The sequence below is a fragment of the Isoptericola jiangsuensis genome, from assembly GCF_048320105.1.
Classification (GTDB): domain Bacteria; phylum Actinomycetota; class Actinomycetes; order Actinomycetales; family Cellulomonadaceae; genus Isoptericola; species Isoptericola jiangsuensis_A.
Genome location: NZ_CP182942.1, coordinates 1,342,295 through 1,358,323, shown reverse-complemented (window position 1 = coordinate 1,358,323; position 16,029 = coordinate 1,342,295). Strand labels below are relative to the sequence as shown.

Genomic DNA, 16,029 nt, shown 5'->3' with positions numbered 1-16,029 from the left:
GTGACGGTCGACTGGGAGGCGCTGCGCACCGCGGCCCACGAGGTGTCCGCGCACGCCTACGCCCCCTACTCGGGGTACGGGGTGGGCGCCGCCGCGCTCGCCGACGACGGCCGCCTGCTGGTGGGCTGCAACGTGGAGAACGCCGCCTACGGCGTGACGCTCTGCGCCGAGTGCTCGCTGGTGTCCGCGCTGGTCACCGGGGGAGGGGGCCGCCTGACGGCGTTCACCTGCGTGGACGCGACCGGTGCGGTCATCACACCCTGCGGGCGGTGCCGTCAGCTCCTGTGGGAGCACGGGGGCGCCGACCTCCAGGTCGAGACGCCGGTGGGCGTGGTGCCCCTGAGCGAGATGTTGCCCCAGGCTTTTGGAGCGGAGAACCTGAACCGATGACCGAACCCTTCGACGCCGTCGACGTCATCCGCACCAAGCGGGACCGGGCCGAGCTGTCCGACGCCCAGGTGGACTGGGTCCTCGACGCCTACACCCGCGGCGCCGTCGCCGAGGAGCAGATGTCGGCCCTGGCCATGGCCATCCTGCTCAACGGCATGACGCGCGCCGAGGTGTCGCGCTGGACCGCCGCGATGATCGCCTCCGGGGAGCGGATGGACTTCTCCGGGTTGTCCCGTCCCACCGCGGACAAGCACTCGACCGGCGGGGTGGGGGACAAGATCACCCTCCCGCTGGCCCCGCTCGTGGCGGTGTTCGGCGTGGCCGTGCCCCAGCTGTCGGGCCGCGGGCTCGGTCACACGGGCGGCACGCTGGACAAGCTGGAGTCGATCCCCGGCTGGCGGGCCTCGCTGTCGAACGCCGAGATGCTCGCGCAGCTCGACGACGTCGGCGCGGTGGTGTGCGCGGCCGGCGCCGGCCTGGCGCCCGCGGACAAGAAGCTCTACGCCCTGCGGGACGTCACCGGCACCGTCGAGTCGATCCCCCTGATCGCCAGCTCCATCATGTCCAAGAAGATCGCCGAGGGCACCGGTGCGCTGGTGCTCGACGTGAAGGTCGGTTCCGGGGCGTTCATGAAGGAGCTGGACCAGGCGCGAGAGCTCGCGCGCACCATGGTGGACCTCGGCACCGACGCCGGCGTCCGGACCGTCGCGCTGCTCACGGACATGGCCGTCCCGCTCGGTCGCACGGCCGGCAACGCGCTCGAGGTCCGTGAGTCCGTCGAGGTGCTCGACGGCGGGGGCCCGGCCGACGTCGTCGACCTCACGGTCGCGCTCGCCGTGGAGATGCTCGACGGCGCGGGCCGGCCGACGGATCCCGACGAGGTGCGCCGTGCGCTGGGCGACGGCCGGGCCATGGACGCCTGGCGGCGCATGATCGCCGCGCAGGGCGGCGACCCCGACGCGGCACTGCCGGAGGCGGTCCACACCGAGCAGGTCGTGGCGGAGTCCGACGGCGTACTCGACACCCTCGACGCGTACGCCGTCGGTGTCGCCGCCTGGCGGCTCGGGGCGGGCCGGTCCCGCCGCGAGGACCCGGTCCAGGCCGGGGCCGGTGTGGAGATCCACGTGCGGCCGGGCGAGCCGGTGCGGGCCGGCCAGCCACTGCTGACCCTGCACACCGACACCCCGGAGCGGTTCGCCCGTGCGCGGGAGATCCTCGACGGCGGCTGGAGCGTCGCGCCGGTCGGCACGACGGTGCCCGACCGGCCGATCGTCCTGGACCGGATCGGCTGAGGAGCGGGGCGTGCCCGGGACGCTGCGACTCACCGACGTCGCCGCCCGGTTGCGCCTCTTCGCCGGCCCGCTGCCGCGGTGGGCCACCGGGTCCGCCACCACGTTCCCCGCGGTGCCGGCCAGGCCTCGGTCCCTCCCGCCCGACGTCGAGGAGCACCTGGCGGGGCTGCCGGCGTCGGACGCCGCCCGGGTCCGTGACCCGGCGGGCCGCGCCGCGCCGCCGCCGGTCTGGACGCCCCGCGCGCTGACGCTGCCGGGCGGCGGCGCCGCTCGCCAGGTCTCGCCGACGACGTGCGGGTCCGCGGTGCTCGCGGTGCTCGCGCTGGCCGGCGACCCCCGGCTCGCGCTGCGCCTGGCTCTCGCCGACGACCCCGCGGCCGGGTTCGCGGGCCTCCAGCAGACCCTGCAGCGTGCCTGCACCACGGGCCCGTCCGGGCTGCCGACCTGGCCCCGCGGGCTGGGCACGCCGCCGTGGGCGGCCGCGCGGCGCGCCCGGTACGGCGCGGTGCGCTACACCCACCGTGTCGTCGGGGGAGCCGACCACGTGGGCCGGTCCTCTCGCGGTGCGAGGGGGTCGGGCGGTGACGAGGCCCCTGGCGGGAGGGTGCTCCCCGCGGCGCTCCGGGCCGCGGCCGCCGGCGTGCCGGTCCCGCTCTACACCGGTGGAGACCTCTCGGGCGGGATCTCGCGCGCCCTACCGCGCCACGTCGTCCTGCTCACGGCGGTGCACGCCGCCGACACCCGCGGGCCCCGGGCGACGCTCTACGAGCCCTCGTCCGGCAGCCTGCACACCCTGCCCCTCGACCTGCTGCGGCGCGGCGCGGCCCCCGGGGACGCACGAGGCCTGGCGGCCCGGACCCGGGCGCTCGGCGGCTGGCCGCACGTCGTGTGGGCGGTCCTGCCGTGCACCCTGTCCTGACGGACGTCACCATGGACGGATGAGCACCACACCGTCCGACGCCTGGCGCGACGCCGGGCTCGAAGCACCCGAGGAGACCACCAGCCTCACCGAGGAGGTGACGTCACCGCGACCTGCCGCGGGCCAGGAGGACCACGTCCCGGGCTCGCCACGCCCCGACCTCGACGGGTCGGCCGACGAGGCCGACGTCGCCGAGCAGGCCGCCGCCGTCCCCGACGATCCGGACGACCCCGGCGCCGGGTGAGGCGACTCACCCCCGCACGGGCCCCTGCGGCGCCGGTGCGGTGCGGCGTCCGCCGGGTCGCGCCGGTAGGTTGGGCACCATGACCTCAGCGCTCCTCGACGCGATCCCCGACCTGCCCAAGGTCCTGCTGCACGACCACCTGGACGGCGGGCTCCGGCCGCAGACCGTCCTCGAGCTGGCCGCCGCCGTCGGGCACGACCTGCCCGCCCGCGACGCCGAGGCACTGGGCACCTGGTTCCACGACGCGGCCGACTCCGGTTCGCTGCCGCGCTACCTCGAGACGTTCGACCACACCCTCGCCGTCATGCAGACCCCCGAGGCGCTGGCTCGCGTGGCGAAGGAGGCGGTGCTCGACCTCGCTGCCGACGGCGTGGTCTACGCCGAGCAGCGCTGGGCGCCCGAGCAGCACCTCGCGCGGGGCATGTCGCTGGACGAGGCCGTCGAGGCCGTGCAGTCCGGCATCGAGGCCGGCGTGCGGGAGGCCGCCGCCGGGGGCCGCACGATCCGCGTGGGCCAGCTCGTCACCGCCATGCGGCACGCCGACCGGTGGCAGGAGATCGCCGAGCTCGCCGTCGCCCACCGTGACCGTGGCGTCGTCGGGTTCGACATCGCCGGCGCCGAGGACGGGTTCGCCCCCGACCGGCACGCCGGGGTGTGGCGCTACCTGGCGGAGCAGAACTTCCCCACCACCATCCACGCCGGCGAGGCCGCGGGCGCGTCGTCGATCGCGCAGGCCGTGCACCTCGGCCAGGCGGACCGCATCGGCCACGGCGTGCGGATCATGGAGGACGTGCGGCTGTCCGAGCACGACCGCACCGCCGAGCTCGGCCCGCTGGCGCACTGGGTCCGCGACCACCAGATCGTCCTGGAGGTGTGCCCGGTGTCCAACCTGCAGACCGACGCCGCCCCCGGCGTCACCACGATCGCCGACCACCCGATCACGCGGCTCAAGGAGCTGGACTTCGCCGTCACGCTCAACACCGACAACCGTCTGATGTCGCGCACGTCGTTGTCGCACGAGATGCGGCTGCTGGTCACCGAGGCCGGCTGGACGATCGACGACCTCGCCGACGTGACGCTGAACGCCGCCTGGAGCGCGTTCATGCACCACGACGAGCGTCGCGAGCTGGTCGACGAGGTCATCCTGCCCGGCTACCAGAAGGTCGAGGGAGCGCTGCGATGAGCACCGTGCCCACCACCGCGGCCGAGCTGGCCCGGTACGTCGACCACACGCTCCTCAAGCCGGAGGCGACCCCGGCGGACGTCACCGCGCTGGTGGACGAGGGCGCCCGGCTCGGCGTGTTCTCGGTGTGCGTGTCGCCGACGTTCGTCACGCACGCCGTCGAGGCCGCCGCAGGCCGGCTCGCCGTGGCGACCGTGTGCGGCTTCCCGTCCGGCAAGCACGCGAGCGACATCAAGGCCGCCGAGGCCGCCCGGTCCGTGCTCGACGGTGCCGACGAGGTCGACATGGTCATCGACGTCGGCGCGGCGAAGGCCGGTGGGTTCGACCTGGTGCAGGCGGACGTCGCCGCCGTGCGGGCTGCCGTCCCCGCCGACAAGGTCCTCAAGGTCATCATCGAGTCCGCCGCGCTGAGCGACGACGAGATCGTCGCGGTCTGCCGTGCCGCGGAGTCGGCGGGCGCCGACTTCGTCAAGACCTCCACCGGGTTCCACCCGGCGGGCGGCGCGTCGGTCCACGCGGTCGAGCTCATGGCGGCGACCGTGGGCGGGCGCCTCGGCATCAAGGCCTCCGGTGGTGTGCGGACCCTCGCCGACGCCCGCGCGATGATCGCCGCGGGTGCCACCCGGCTCGGGCTCTCCGGCACGGGCGCGGTGCTCGCCGGTTTCGACGGCGTCGACGCCCCGGCCGTCGACGGGTACTAGACCCGCCCGAGCGGGCGGCGCGAGGCCGGCGCCGCCCGCTCCGGTAGCCTCGCACGGGTGACAGCACCGGTCGTCGAGGTCCATGCCGCCACCCGCACGCACGGCACCGTCCAGGTGCTGGCCCCCGTCTCCCTGACCCTGCACCCGGGCCAGGCGTGCGCCGTCGTCGGGCCGAACGGCGCGGGCAAGTCCACCTTGCTGCGCCTCGTCGCCGGGACGGACACCCCCACGTCGGGGGAGGTGCTCGTGCTCGGGACGCCCGCCCGTGGGGCGCGGCTCGCGCACCGCGAGTCGATCACGCGCCTGCTCGGCCCGGCCCCCACCTACCCCGACCTGACCGTCGCCGAGCATCTGCAGCTCGTCCAGGTCGCCTGGGCGGGGCGGCACCCCGGACCCGACCTCGACGCAGCGCTGGCCGCCGCGCACCTGGAACGGGTCCGTGGGCAGTTCCCCGGGGAGCTGTCCTCGGGGGAGTCGCAGATGTTCGCGCTCGCCCTGGCGCTCTACCGGCCGGCGTCGCTGGTGCTGCTCGACGAGCCCGAGCAGCGCCTGGACGCCGCCTGGCGGCAGGTCGCCGTCGAGCTGGTGCTGGGGGCGCTCGACCAGGGCCGCGCCGTCCTGGCCGCCACCCACGACCCGGGGCTGCGCGAGGCGCTGGCCGCCCGGGGGCCGCTCGTCGAGCTCGACGAGCCCGCCCGATGACGGCGGACGCACCTCTGGTCATGGCGTACGGGCCGTGGCACCGGTGGGTGCGGGCCCTGCGGGCCCGTGGCGGTCGGCGCCGGGCGCTGTCCGACGGCGCCGACCCGCACGAGCGTGCCTACCTCGTCTACGGACTGGTGCTGGTCGTGCTCATGTACGCCCCGATCCTGTGGGCCGCGCTCGCCCGTGCTGCCGCGCCGCTCGCCGGGGGCGGGTCGGTCGGTGGGACGCTGGTCGCGACCGGGGCCGTCGTCCTCGGGGCCGCCGCCCTCGCCGGGGTGCTGCTGCACCGGTTCGGCGTCCCGTTGTGGGTCGCGCCGACCGACGCCGCGTACGCGCTGGCCGGGGTGTGGGACCCGCGGGTCGTCCTGTGGCGCCGGGTGCTCGTCCTCGTGACGGTGACGGCGGTGGTCGCGGGACTGGTCGGTGCGGCGGTGGCGTCCGGCGTGGTCGGCACCGAGGTCGGCCTCGAGGTCGGCGCGGTGCTCGCCTGGGGGGCGTGCGCCGCGGGCGCGGCGATGCTGCCCCTCGCGCTGGCCGTGGCCGCGCAGTGCCCCTCCTGGCGGACGGCGGCGCGCGCCGTGGCCGTGCTGATCGCCGCGATCGGGGCCCTGGTGGCGGTCCAGGGGCCCGGACTGGTCGTCCGTGACGCCTGCCCCGTCGCCGCGGCGCCCCCGTCCTGCGGTGCGGCAGCGCTGCTCGGCCCCCCGCCCGGGGTCGTCGGCTGGGCGGTGGCGCTCGCCGTCGTCGCGGTGCCGGTGCTCGTCGCCGTGCTGCCCCGCCATCTCGACGTCGATGCTGCGGCGGCCGCGGGGCAGCGTGTCGCGATGGCCGGTGCCGGGCTCCAGGGCGGTGACGCCGCGGGCGTGCGGGCGGTGCTCGGCCCGGCGCGGGCGGGCCGGCGCACGGCGGGGTTCCCGGCCCGGGTGCTGGCGCTGTCCCCCTCGTGGCTCGTGACCTGCTGGGGTTGAGGCGGCGTGCGGGTGCCGTGCTCGGGTCGGTGGTCTGCGGTGTGCTGGGCGTCGCGCTCCTGGCTGCGAGCGCCGGTGCCGGCGCGACGCTCGCCGTGGTGGCCGGCGCTCTGCTGCTGTACGCGGCGTCGGGCACGTGGGCCGCGGGGCTGCGGGCGATGGCCGAGCAGCCGGTGCCGGGCGGGCTGCTGCCCGGCCGGCTCGGACGGCAGGTCACGGCGCACCTGGTGGTGCCGGGCGTTCTCGCGCTGGTGTCCGGGGTCCTCGGGCTGGGGACGGCGGTGCTCCTCGGCGGCGGGCCGGGGTGGCGCACCGTCGTGCTGGTCGTCGGTGTGGTCGCGGTCGCCCTCGGGGCACGGGTCTGGGTGGCGGGGGCGAGCACCGTGCCGATCGCGCTCTTCACGCCGGTGCCGGGCCCCACGGGAGACCTCTCCATGGTCTCGGTGGCGGCGTGGTATCTGCGGGGCTGGTTGCTGGTGGGTGCTGCGGCCTGGGCGGTGGCCCGGTTCGGTCCGGTGGTCGGGGTGGTCTGTGTCGGGCTGGCACGGCTGCTGGTGCGCGCCGCCGTCCGACGTGCCGAGCGGGAGTGAGCCGGTGTGGGCCAGGACACACGGTCGCCGGTGTGCGCAGGAGGTTAGGCTCACCTTTGATGACAGACACCACCGAGCGCCGCGGCGCAACGCCGCCGGCCAAGCGCACGCCCCAGCACGCCACCGTCAGCGCCGTGCGACGGCTGACCCCTCACATGGTCCGGGTGACGGTCTCCGGCGGCGACCTCGCGGGGATCGACCCGACCGTCTTCACCGACCGGTACGTCAAGCTGGTCGTGGGGGAGCCGGCGGTCCCCGGTGGGCGCCCCGTGGTGCGCACCTACACGATCCGCGCGGTCCGGGACGGCGAGTGGGACCTCGACTTCGTCGTCCACGGCGACGAGGGGCTCGGGGGTCCGTGGGCCGCCCGGGTGCAGCCGGGCGAGGAGATCACGTTCCTCGGGCCGGGCGGCGGCTACGCGCCGGACCCCGAGGCGCCCTGGCACCTGCTGGTGGGCGACGACTCCGCCCTGCCAGCGATCGCCGCCGCCCTCGAGGCGCTGCCCGCCGGTGCCCGCGCGGTCGCGTTCGTCGAGGTCCCCGGAGCGGACGACGAGCAGCAGATCGCCACCGCCGCGGACACCACCCTCGTCTGGGTCCACCGGGGCGGCCGCGCGCTCACCGACGTCGTCCGGGCCGCGCACGCGGCCGGAGACCTGCCCCCGGTACGCCGCACGCCTTCCTGCACGGCGAGGCGTCCTGCGTGCGGGACCTGCGCCGCTGGGCACGCGCCGAGCTGGGAGTCGGCAAGGAACGCCTCTCGGCGTCGGGGTACTGGCGCCTCGGGCACGACGACGAGGCGTGGCGCGCCGCCAAGCGTGACTGGAACGCCGCCGTCGAGCAGGACGACGCCGCGCTCTAGGTGGACGCCGCGCTCCAGGTGGACGGCGGACGGCAGGCGGCGGACCGCAGACGTCAGGCGTCCCCGCGTGCCGCCGCGAGCAGCGCAGGGCCCGGCAGAACCCGGGTCACAGACCGAGGACGGCGGAGAGCTCCTTCTTCAACGTGCCGAGGCGCTCGCGGGAGGTCACGCGGGCCGTGCCGACGTCGAGCGCCGTCGCGTCCTCGGCCACCTCGGTGACGACCTCCAGGTAGCACTTCACCTTCGGCTCGGTGCCGGACGGGCGCACGATGACGCGCGTGTGGTCCTCGGCGAGCAGCAGCACACCGTCCGTCGGCGGGAGGCCGTCGTACCCGGCGGACAGGTCCACCACCGTCGACACGGGCGAGCCGCCCAGCGTCGCGGGCGGGGCGGACCGCAACCGGGACATCGTCTCGGGGATCTGCGCCAGGTCCTCGAACCGTGCGGAGAGCTGGTCGGTGACGTACAGCCCGTGCGCCCGCGCGACGTCGTCGAGGCCGTCCACCAGGGTGCGGCCGGCGGCCTTGAGGCGCGCCGCGAGGGACGCGACGACGACGGCGGCGCTGATGCCGTCCTTGTCCCGCACCGTGGCCGGGTCGACGCAGTAGCCGAGGGCCTCCTCGTAGCCGAACACGAGGTCGGGCGTGCGCGCGATCCACTTGAAGCCCGTCAGCGTCGTGGCGTGCGCGACCCCCGCGTCGGCGGCGATGCGTCCCAGCGCCCGCGAGGACACCACCGAGCTCGCGACCGTGGCTCCCGGTCGGCCCACGGCGCCCGCCACCGCCTCGGCGCCCAGCAGGACGCCCACCTCGTCGCCGTGGAGCATGCGCCAGCCGCTCGACCGGGCCGTCTCGACGCCCAGGTGTGTGCCCTGGGTGGTGTCCCGTACCGCGACGGCGCACCGGTCGGCGTCCGGGTCGTTGGCGATGACGAGGTCCGCTCCCCAGTCCTGCGCGAGCCCGAGCGCGAGGTCGATCGCCCCCGTCTCCTCCGGGTTGGGGAACGCCACCGACGGGAAGTCGGGGTTCGGGTCCGCCTGCTCCAGCACCGGCGCCACCGTGGTGAACCCGGCGTCCGCCAGGGCGCGTGCCAGCAGCGCCCCGCCGACGCCGTGCAACGACGTCGTCACGACGCGCAGGTCGGCGGCCGCCTCGACCGGCGCGGTGCGCAGCGGGGCCAGGGACGCCAGGTAGGCGCCGACGACGTCACGCTCCAGCACCGTCCAGCCGCCGTCGGCCCGGGGGACCTCGTCCGCGGGCGGCGCGCCGGCGATCCGCTCGGCGATGCCCGTGTCGTGGGGCGGCACGATCTGCGCCCCCTGACCGGCGTCCGTCACGACACGCCCGCCCAGGTAGACCTTGTAGCCGTTGTCCGCCGCCGGGTTGTGGCTGGCGGTGACCATGACGCCCGCGTCGGCGGTGAACCGCTGGACGGCGAACGCCAGCACCGGCGTCGGCAGCGGGGCGGGCAGCAGCAGGACCTCGGCGCCCGCCGCGGCGAGCACGGCGCACGTGTCGCGGGCGAAGTCCGCCGAGCGGTGCCGGGCGTCGTAGCCGACGACGACCCGCGGCCCGGCGCCCGGACCGAGGACGTCGGTGAGGTAGGCGCCCAGACCGGCCGCCGCCCGCGTCACCACGGCGCGGTTCATGCGGTTGGGCCCGGCACCCATCGTGCCGCGCAGACCGGCGGTGCCGAACTGCAGCGTGCCGTCGAACCGGTCGCGCAGATCGGCGAGGGTGCGCGGGTAGCGGTCGCCGTCGTCGGCACTGACGCGTTCGACGATGCGGCACAGCTCGTCGGCGTCCGTGTCGTCGACGTCGTGCCGGATCCAGGCCTCGACGCGGTCCAGCAGGGCGGGGAAGGGCTCGGTGGCGACGGTCATGACGGGTCTCCTCAGATCGCCCGGACGATGCGGGCGAGCAGGTCGCTGATCCGCGGGCCGGCGGCCTGCCCGGCCTCCAGCACCTCGGCGTGGGAGAGCGGCTGCGGGCTGATGCCCGCCGCGAGGTTGGTGACCAGCGAGACGCCGAGCACCTCCATGCCGCAGTGCCGGGCGGCGATGGCCTCCAGCGTGGTCGACATGCCCACCAGGTCGGCGCCGAGGAGCCCCGCCATCCGCACCTCGGCGGGGGTCTCGTAGTGCGGCCCGGGGAACTGGGCGTACACGCCCTCGGGGAGCTCGGCGTCCACGGACCGTGCCACCTCGCGCAGCCGGGCGGAGTACACCTCGGTCAGGTCGACGAACGTGGCGCCCTCCAGCGGGGAGCGGGCCGTGAGGTTGAGGTGGTCCTTGATGAGCACCGGCTGGCCCGGACGCCAGGCGACGTGCAGGCCGCCGCACCCGTTCGTCAGGACCACCGACGTGCAGCCCGTGGCCGCCGCCGTGCGCACACCGTGCGCGACGCGCCGCACGCTGCGGTTCTCGTACAGGTGGGTGCGGCCGCCGATGACCAGGGCGTACCGGGTGGAGCCGTCCGGCCGCTCGACCCGGATGGAACGCGTCGTGGCCACGTGCCCCTTGACCGACGGGCGGGCGAAACCGGGGATCTCGTGGGTGGGCACCTCCGCGACGACCTCGCCCACGAGCTCCGCCGCGCCGCCCCAGCCCGAGCCGAGCACCAGGGCCACGTCGTGGCCGGACACTCCCGTCGCCTCGGCGATGTGGGCGGCGGCGGCGTTGGCCACGTCGAACGGGTCGGTGCGGGGGTCGTCGAGGTCGAGGGTCGAGGCGTCGGTGCTCATGGCCCGAGCGTATCGTCGCCCGCACCCCCTCGCCGAGGCTGACAGAATGGTCCCGTGGCTTCCCAGAACTCTGTCCTCGCCGGTCCCAACCACAGCGTCGTCGTCGTCGGAGGTGGTCCCGGGGGCTACGAGGCCGCGCTGGTCGCGCGGCGTGCCGGGGCCGACGTCACCGTCGTCGAGCGCAACGGTCTCGGCGGTGCCGCCGTCCTGACCGACGTCGTGCCCTCCAAGACGCTCATCGCCACCGCGGAGTGGCTCACCATCGCCGAGTCTGCGCCCGAGCTCGGCATCCGCACCGGCGGGGCGCCCGTCGCGCCGGGCGACGACCAGGGCGCCCGGCGGGCGCTGGTCGACATGGAGGCCGTCAACACCCGTGTGCTGGCGCTCGCGGCCGCGCAGTCCGCCGACATCCGTGGGCGTCTCGAGCGTGAGGGCGTCACCGTCGTCGAGGGGTCCGGGCGTCTGGACGGTGCGAGCCGTGTGGTCGCCACCCCGTCCGACGGCGGCGCGGAGGTCGTGCTGGACGCCGACATCGTGCTCGTCGCCACGGGCGCCACGCCCCGCACCCTGCCGACGGCGGAGCCGGACGGCGAACGCATCCTCACCTGGACCCAGCTGTACAACCTGCCCGAGCTGCCCGAACGGCTCGTCGTCGTCGGCTCCGGCGTCACCGGCGCGGAGTTCGCGGGCGCCTACCAGGCCCTCGGCTCCGAGGTGGTCCTGGTGTCCTCGCGCGACCGCGTGCTGCCCGGCGAGGACGAGGACGCGGCCGAGCTGTTGGAGGGGGTGTTCCGCTCCCGCGGCATGACGGTCATGTCGCGCTCGCGCGCCGCCGGGGCCGAGCGCACCGCCGACGGCGTCGTGGTGACCCTCACCGACGGGCGCACCGTGGAGGGCTCGCACGTGCTCGTCGCGGTGGGCGGCGTGCCGAACACCGCCGGCATGGGGCTCGAGGAGGCCGGGGTGCGCCTGGCGGACTCGGGCCACATCGAGGTGGACCGCGTCTCGCGGACCTCGGTGCGTGGCGTCTACGCGGCCGGCGACTGCACCGGTGTGCTGCCGCTGGCGTCCGTGGCCGCCACGCAGGGCCGGATCGCGATGGCGCACGCCCTCGGCGACGCCGTCGCGCCGCTGCACCTCGGCAACGTCGCGGCCAACATCTTCACCGCCCCGGAGATCGCGACGGTCGGGTACTCGGAGCAGGCGCTGCGCGCCCAGGGCTCGCGCTACGTCACCACCACGCTGCCGCTGGCGCGCAACCCGCGGGCCAAGATGCACGGCGTCCGCGACGGGTTCGTCAAGCTGTTCGCGCACCCCGAGGCCGGCGTGGTCCTGGGTGGCGTGGTGGTGGGCCCCCGGGCCAGCGAGCTGATCTTCCCGGTGACGATCGCCGTCTCCGAACGGCTCACGGTGGACGACGTCGCCGAGACGTTCACGGTGTACCCGTCGCTGTCCGGCACGATCGCCGAGACGGCCCGCGTCCTGCACGGCCAGCTGACCCGCTGACCTGTGACCTGCTGACCTGCCTGGTTGCCGGGCGGGCCGCTCAGGGGAGGGTCAGCGTGGCGAGCAGCGGGCGGTGGTCGGAGTCGACGACGTCGAGCACCTCGAACGCCGTCGCCGGCAGGTCCGGCGTGGAGAAGATCCAGTCCACCCGGTAGCGCGGCACCACCGACGGTGACGTCAGGGCGGCGGGGTCGCCGACGGCGTCCTGGGCGCTGACCAGCCCCTCGTCGGTGATGGCGGTGATCTCGGCCCAGCCGGGCTCCGCGTTGAGGTCGCCCGCCAGCACGTAGGGGCCGGTGGGCGGCTCGGCGGCGAAGATCGCGTCGAGCTGCGCGAGCCGGGTCGCGTGGTTGTCCTCGCGGTGCTGCAGGTGGGTGGTGACGAGCCGCACGGGCGTGCCGTCCACGGTGACGGTCGCGGCCAGCACCGAACGCTGCTGGGGTCCCGTGCCGTACGGCAGCTCGATCCGGTCGAGGTCGGTGAGGTCCACCCGCGCGGGGTCCCACAGGAGCGCGTTGCCGAACTGCCGGTCCGCCGCCGCGGACCACGCGAGCTCCCGGCCGGTGGCGCGGGCCAGGTACGACGCGACGTCGGCGCCGCCGCCCAGCACCCAGCCGCGCGACGCCTCCTGCAGCACGACGACGTCCGCACCCGACGACGTCACGACGTCGGCCATCTCGTCGAGCCGCACCGACGGGTCGGAGCTGACCCCGTAGTGCACGTTCCACGACAGCACCCGCAGGGTGCCCGCCTCGTGGGGGGGACCGACCTCGGACGCGGACGCCGGCGCCACCGCGACGACGACCGTCCCACCCACGGCCAGCGCGGCCACCGCGCCGCTGAGCACGGCCGCGCCGGGCACCGGCACCGTGACCCCCTGGCGGGCCTGGACGACGGCGGGCAGGGCCACCGCCAGCGCGGCGACCACCGGGACCAGGCCGTTGGGGAACGGCAGGGGGACGTCGTAGTCGAGCTGGTAGACCAGCAGCGGCAGCGCGGTGCCGAGACCGACGGCCGCGGCCGTGCCCGTCAGCCACCAGGTGCTGCGAGGGTGCGCAGGCTGGGACCACAGCGGCGCTGCCGCGCGCGCGGCAGCGGCCGGGAGGGCGGTCGCGACCACCAGGAGCAGCCACGACACCATCGTGCTCGGCGGATCGACGCTCGGGGCCACCAGGAACAGCAGCCAGACGCCGATCACCAGGACGACGGACGCCGCCAGCGGTCCCGCCAGCGGCCGCAGCAACGACAGCGCGGCACCCGTGGCGAGCGTCGCGACCGCGAGCGCGCCACCGGCCACCACGAGCGGCAGGCCCGTGTCGGACGCGATGAACGCGGGGTTGGCGAACACCTGGACGCCGAGCGCCACGTACGGGCCGAGCACCCACAGGCTGCGCGTGCTCGGACCGGCGGGCCGGTCCCGGAGCTGCCACGCCTGCCACAGGGTGCCCGCGGACAGCAGGGCGACCACCACCCAGGCGGTGACCCCGGAGCGCCACACGGAGTCCCACGTCCCCAGGAGCATCCCGACGGCGCCGGAGCCGAGGAGCCCGAAGGTCACGCCCCGGGCGACGAGCGAGCCCCGGGCGGCCGGGGCGGCGGCACCGGGCTCCGGAGGGGGCTGGTCCCGCGCGGACGGTTCCGCCGTCGGCGCCGACACGAACGCCGCCACGACCACGAGGACGCCGAGACCCAGGGCGACCGTCGCCAGCCCGGCGACGTACCGCACCTCCCCGAGCGCCGGGGCGACGTCGACCGCCGCGATCCGGCCACCGAGGACCTGCAGGGCGAGCCGTGCCGCGACCAGGAGCGCCACCCCGACGAGCACCACCCGACCGGACACCCGCCGTCCCGCGACGAGTGCGGCGACCACCGCGGCCGGCGCCACGTAGGTGACGAGGGCGACGCCCGCTGCGGTCGTCACCCCCTGGGCGAACGCACGGTCCAGCAGCGGGCCGCTGGTGCGCACCAGCTCTGCCGCCAGCCCCGTGACCAGGGCGAGCAGGAACAGCTCGGAGCGTGCGCGCGACGCCGGGTTCACGCCGCCGAGGCTATCGCGAGCAGGGGCGCCACGGCGTCCGAGAAGGCCGGGTGCAGGGGCAGCGCGGCGAGCTCGGCGGTCGTCGCCCACCGCACCTCGATGCTCTCGGCGTCCGTCGCGACCGGCAGGACGTCCGTGCCGGGCGCGACCTCCGCCACGACCGTGGTGTACGACCACGGCCCGTGGTCCAGGACGTGCTCGCCGAGGACCCGTACCGCCGCAGGGTCGATGCCGGCCTCCTCGGCGGCCTCGCGCAGCGCCCCCGCGCGCGCCGACTCCCCGGGCTGCAACGCCCCACCGGGGATGCCCCACGTACCGCCCTCGTGCGACCATGCCGCCCGGTGCTGCACGACGACGCCGGTCAGGTGCACGCCGTCGTCGTCGACGACGCGACGCACCAGGAACAGCCCCGCCGCGCCGTGCAGACCCCAGTGGCGGTGGTCCCCGCACTCGATCCAGCCGTCGCCAGGACTCCGGTGGATCGCGTCACGGGGCGAGAAAGGGCTTGGCACGGGGCCAGGCTACCGGCGAAGGTTGACCCGTCGCCGTCCGCGCCACGCACGGTGCGCCGCCACCGACCGGGCCTGGAGGGCCGTCATGACCGAGCGTCACACCGCCCCTGAGGTGCAGGGCACCGCCGGGGCGCCGAGCGACCCGCGGTGGAAGCGCGACATCGCCGTCTTCCTCTCCGGGCAGACCGTCTCCCTGCTCGGCTCGATGCTCGTGCAGTACGCCGTCATGTGGCACCTGACCATCACCACCCGGTCCGGGTCGGTCCTGATGCTCAGCATCGTGTTCGGCATGCTGCCGCAGGCCTTCGTGTCGATCTTCGGCGGCGTGTGGGCCGACCGGCACCACCGCAAGCTGCTCATCGTCGGGGCCGACTCGGCGATCGCCGTCGCGACCCTCGCCCTCGCGCTCCTCATGGTGTCCGGCGTCGACGACCTCTGGGTCATCTACGTGGCGCTCGCGGTACGGTCGGCGTTCGCCGGCGTCCAGGCGCCCGGGGTGAGCGCGATGATCCCGCAGATCGTCCCCACCTCCCAGCTCGTCCGCATCAACGGCATCTTCCAGACCGTCCAGTCCGCGATGATGCTGCTCGCTCCGGTGGTCGCCGCCGCGATCTACGCCAACTTCGACATCGTGGCCGTCTTCTTCGTCGACGTCGTCACCGCGCTGATCGGCGTCGCCCTGGTGCTGGCGGTGCGGGTGCCGCGGCTGGTCCGCTCCGACGACGGCGCCACCCCGAGCTACTTCGGCGACCTCGTCGCCGGCGTGCGGTACATCCGGGCCCACGGCCCGGTGAAGTGGCTGATGACGGTGTTCGCCGTGACGATGGTCCTCGTCGGTGCGCCGTCGTACCTGACGCCGCTCATGGTGACGCGCACCTTCGGGGACGAGGTCTGGAAGCTCACCGCGAACGAGATCTTCTGGGCGGTCGGCATGCTGCTCGGCGGGATGGTGATGGCTGTCGTGGGGCCGCGCGTGACCCACCGGATGGGGTTGATCCTGGGGGTGGTGCTCGGCGCCGGCGTCTTCACGGCCGGGCTCGGTCTGGCCACCGACATGTGGGTGTTCTTCGCGTTCGGGCTCGTGGTCGGGACGTCGTTCACGCTGATGTCGGCCCCGGCGATGGCGATCCTGCAGGAGACCGTCGAGCCGGAGATGCAGGGCCGGGTCTTCGGGTTCGTCGGCATCGTCATGACGGTCGCGATGCCGCTCAGCATGGTCGTGTTCGGGCCGCTGGCGGACCGCTTCAGCGTGGAGAGCCTGCTGGTCGTCGCGGGAGTGCTGCTCACCGCGTTCGTCCTGGTGGTCCTGGCGATCCCCTCGGCGCGTCGCTCGTTGGCGGCGGTGTCCCGCCCGGCCGACCCACCCCAGGACTAGCG

General features: G+C 75.5%; 16 protein-coding genes and 1 pseudogene. 13 read left to right on the top strand and 4 right to left on the bottom strand.

Translation table 11 applies throughout. The features are described 5' to 3' along the window. The 11 genes and pseudogenes from ACNHYB_RS06440 to ACNHYB_RS06390 all read left to right on the top strand — a co-directional run bounded on the left by ACNHYB_RS06440 (window position 1) and on the right by ACNHYB_RS06390 (window position 7,854). Window positions 1–390, top strand: a complete 390-nt coding sequence (locus ACNHYB_RS06440; RefSeq protein ID WP_418277587.1) for a cytidine deaminase — start codon at window positions 1–3, stop codon at window positions 388–390. Further along, complete coding sequence (locus ACNHYB_RS06435) at window positions 387–1,682, top strand: thymidine phosphorylase (RefSeq protein ID WP_418277586.1); 1,296 nt, start codon at window positions 387–389, stop codon at window positions 1,680–1,682. The genes ACNHYB_RS06440 and ACNHYB_RS06435 overlap by 4 nt, the downstream gene beginning before the upstream one ends. A gap of 10 nt (window positions 1,683–1,692) precedes the next feature. Continuing rightward, window positions 1,693–2,601, top strand: coding sequence for a hypothetical protein (locus ACNHYB_RS06430; RefSeq protein ID WP_418277585.1), 909 nt, complete (start codon window positions 1,693–1,695; stop codon window positions 2,599–2,601). A 19-nt stretch (window positions 2,602–2,620) separates the two neighbouring features. Continuing rightward, complete coding sequence (locus tag ACNHYB_RS06425; protein ID WP_418277584.1) at window positions 2,621–2,845, top strand: hypothetical protein; 225 nt, start codon at window positions 2,621–2,623, stop codon at window positions 2,843–2,845. A 79-nt stretch (window positions 2,846–2,924) separates the two neighbouring features. Next, complete coding sequence (locus tag ACNHYB_RS06420; RefSeq protein ID WP_418277583.1) at window positions 2,925–4,028, top strand: adenosine deaminase; 1,104 nt, start codon at window positions 2,925–2,927, stop codon at window positions 4,026–4,028. Beyond that, window positions 4,025–4,729 (top strand): deoxyribose-phosphate aldolase, encoded by a 705-nt coding sequence (gene deoC / locus ACNHYB_RS06415; protein ID WP_418277582.1) that lies wholly within the window; start codon window positions 4,025–4,027, stop codon window positions 4,727–4,729. Before ACNHYB_RS06420 ends, deoC begins: the two co-directional genes overlap by 4 nt. Window positions 4,730–4,786: 57 nt before the next feature. Next, window positions 4,787–5,431 carry an ABC transporter ATP-binding protein gene (locus tag ACNHYB_RS06410; RefSeq protein WP_418277581.1) on the top strand — a complete coding sequence of 215 codons (645 nt, stop codon included), beginning with the start codon at window positions 4,787–4,789 and terminating at the stop codon, window positions 5,429–5,431. Next, the gene (locus ACNHYB_RS06405) at window positions 5,428–6,402 is read left to right on the top strand and encodes a hypothetical protein (protein WP_418277580.1); all 975 of its coding nucleotides are present in this window, start codon (window positions 5,428–5,430) and stop codon (window positions 6,400–6,402) included. The genes ACNHYB_RS06410 and ACNHYB_RS06405 overlap by 4 nt, the downstream gene beginning before the upstream one ends. After that, window positions 6,378–6,992 (top strand): hypothetical protein, encoded by a 615-nt coding sequence (locus ACNHYB_RS06400; protein ID WP_418277579.1) that lies wholly within the window; start codon window positions 6,378–6,380, stop codon window positions 6,990–6,992. Before ACNHYB_RS06405 ends, ACNHYB_RS06400 begins: the two co-directional genes overlap by 25 nt. A 59-nt stretch (window positions 6,993–7,051) precedes the next feature. After that, window positions 7,052–7,579: pseudogene (locus ACNHYB_RS06395) on the top strand (siderophore-interacting protein); the annotation flags it as partial. 116 nt (window positions 7,580–7,695) lie between these two features. Then, the gene (locus tag ACNHYB_RS06390; protein ID WP_418277578.1) at window positions 7,696–7,854 is read left to right on the top strand and encodes a hypothetical protein; all 159 of its coding nucleotides are present in this window, start codon (window positions 7,696–7,698) and stop codon (window positions 7,852–7,854) included. 106 nt (window positions 7,855–7,960) lie between these two features. Here the strand turns inward: ACNHYB_RS06390 and ACNHYB_RS06385 are convergent, their stop codons facing one another. Both ACNHYB_RS06385 and ACNHYB_RS06380 read right to left on the bottom strand, forming a co-directional pair. Next, entirely contained in the window at window positions 7,961–9,736 is a 1,776-nt protein-coding gene (locus tag ACNHYB_RS06385; protein WP_418277577.1) for a phospho-sugar mutase, read from the bottom strand. A gap of 11 nt (window positions 9,737–9,747) precedes the next feature. Continuing rightward, complete coding sequence (locus tag ACNHYB_RS06380) at window positions 9,748–10,596, bottom strand: purine-nucleoside phosphorylase (RefSeq protein ID WP_418277576.1); 849 nt, start codon at window positions 10,594–10,596, stop codon at window positions 9,748–9,750. A 54-nt stretch (window positions 10,597–10,650) separates the two neighbouring features. Between ACNHYB_RS06380 and ACNHYB_RS06375 the strand changes: the two genes are divergently transcribed. Then, a complete protein-coding gene (locus ACNHYB_RS06375) occupies window positions 10,651–12,102 on the top strand; it encodes an NAD(P)H-quinone dehydrogenase (protein WP_418277575.1) in 1,452 nt (483 codons plus the stop codon). 40 nt (window positions 12,103–12,142) lie between these two features. Here the strand turns inward: ACNHYB_RS06375 and ACNHYB_RS06370 are convergent, their stop codons facing one another. Both ACNHYB_RS06370 and ACNHYB_RS06365 read right to left on the bottom strand, forming a co-directional pair. Further along, window positions 12,143–14,140: an endonuclease/exonuclease/phosphatase family protein gene (locus tag ACNHYB_RS06370; protein ID WP_418277573.1), complete on the bottom strand. Its 1,998-nt coding sequence runs from the start codon at window positions 14,138–14,140 to the stop codon at window positions 12,143–12,145. Then, window positions 14,137–14,652, bottom strand: coding sequence for an NUDIX domain-containing protein (locus tag ACNHYB_RS06365; RefSeq protein ID WP_418277572.1), 516 nt, complete (start codon window positions 14,650–14,652; stop codon window positions 14,137–14,139). The genes ACNHYB_RS06370 and ACNHYB_RS06365 overlap by 4 nt, the downstream gene beginning before the upstream one ends. 85 nt (window positions 14,653–14,737) lie before the next feature. On the opposite strand from ACNHYB_RS06365, the gene ACNHYB_RS06360 reads away from it, so the two are divergent. Further along, window positions 14,738–16,027, top strand: a complete 1,290-nt coding sequence (locus ACNHYB_RS06360; protein WP_418277571.1) for an MFS transporter — start codon at window positions 14,738–14,740, stop codon at window positions 16,025–16,027. Window positions 16,028–16,029: the final 2 nt, after the last annotated feature.

Excerpts from the sequence above, each read along its gene's own strand:
- ACNHYB_RS06435 (WP_418277586.1), top strand. The coding sequence starts at position 387 with ATGACCGAACCCTTCGACGCCGTCGACGTCATCCGCACCAAGCGGGAC.
- ACNHYB_RS06425 (WP_418277584.1), top strand. The coding sequence starts at position 2,621 with ATGAGCACCACACCGTCCGACGCCTGGCGCGACGCCGGGCTCGAAGCA.
- ACNHYB_RS06420 (WP_418277583.1), top strand. The coding sequence starts at position 2,925 with ATGACCTCAGCGCTCCTCGACGCGATCCCCGACCTGCCCAAGGTCCTG.
- deoC (WP_418277582.1), top strand. The coding sequence starts at position 4,025 with ATGAGCACCGTGCCCACCACCGCGGCCGAGCTGGCCCGGTACGTCGAC.
- ACNHYB_RS06405 (WP_418277580.1), top strand. The coding sequence starts at position 5,428 with ATGACGGCGGACGCACCTCTGGTCATGGCGTACGGGCCGTGGCACCGG.
- ACNHYB_RS06385 (WP_418277577.1), bottom strand. The coding sequence starts at position 9,736 with ATGACCGTCGCCACCGAGCCCTTCCCCGCCCTGCTGGACCGCGTCGAG.
- ACNHYB_RS06380 (WP_418277576.1), bottom strand. The coding sequence starts at position 10,596 with ATGAGCACCGACGCCTCGACCCTCGACCTCGACGACCCCCGCACCGAC.
- ACNHYB_RS06360 (WP_418277571.1), top strand. The coding sequence starts at position 14,738 with ATGACCGAGCGTCACACCGCCCCTGAGGTGCAGGGCACCGCCGGGGCG.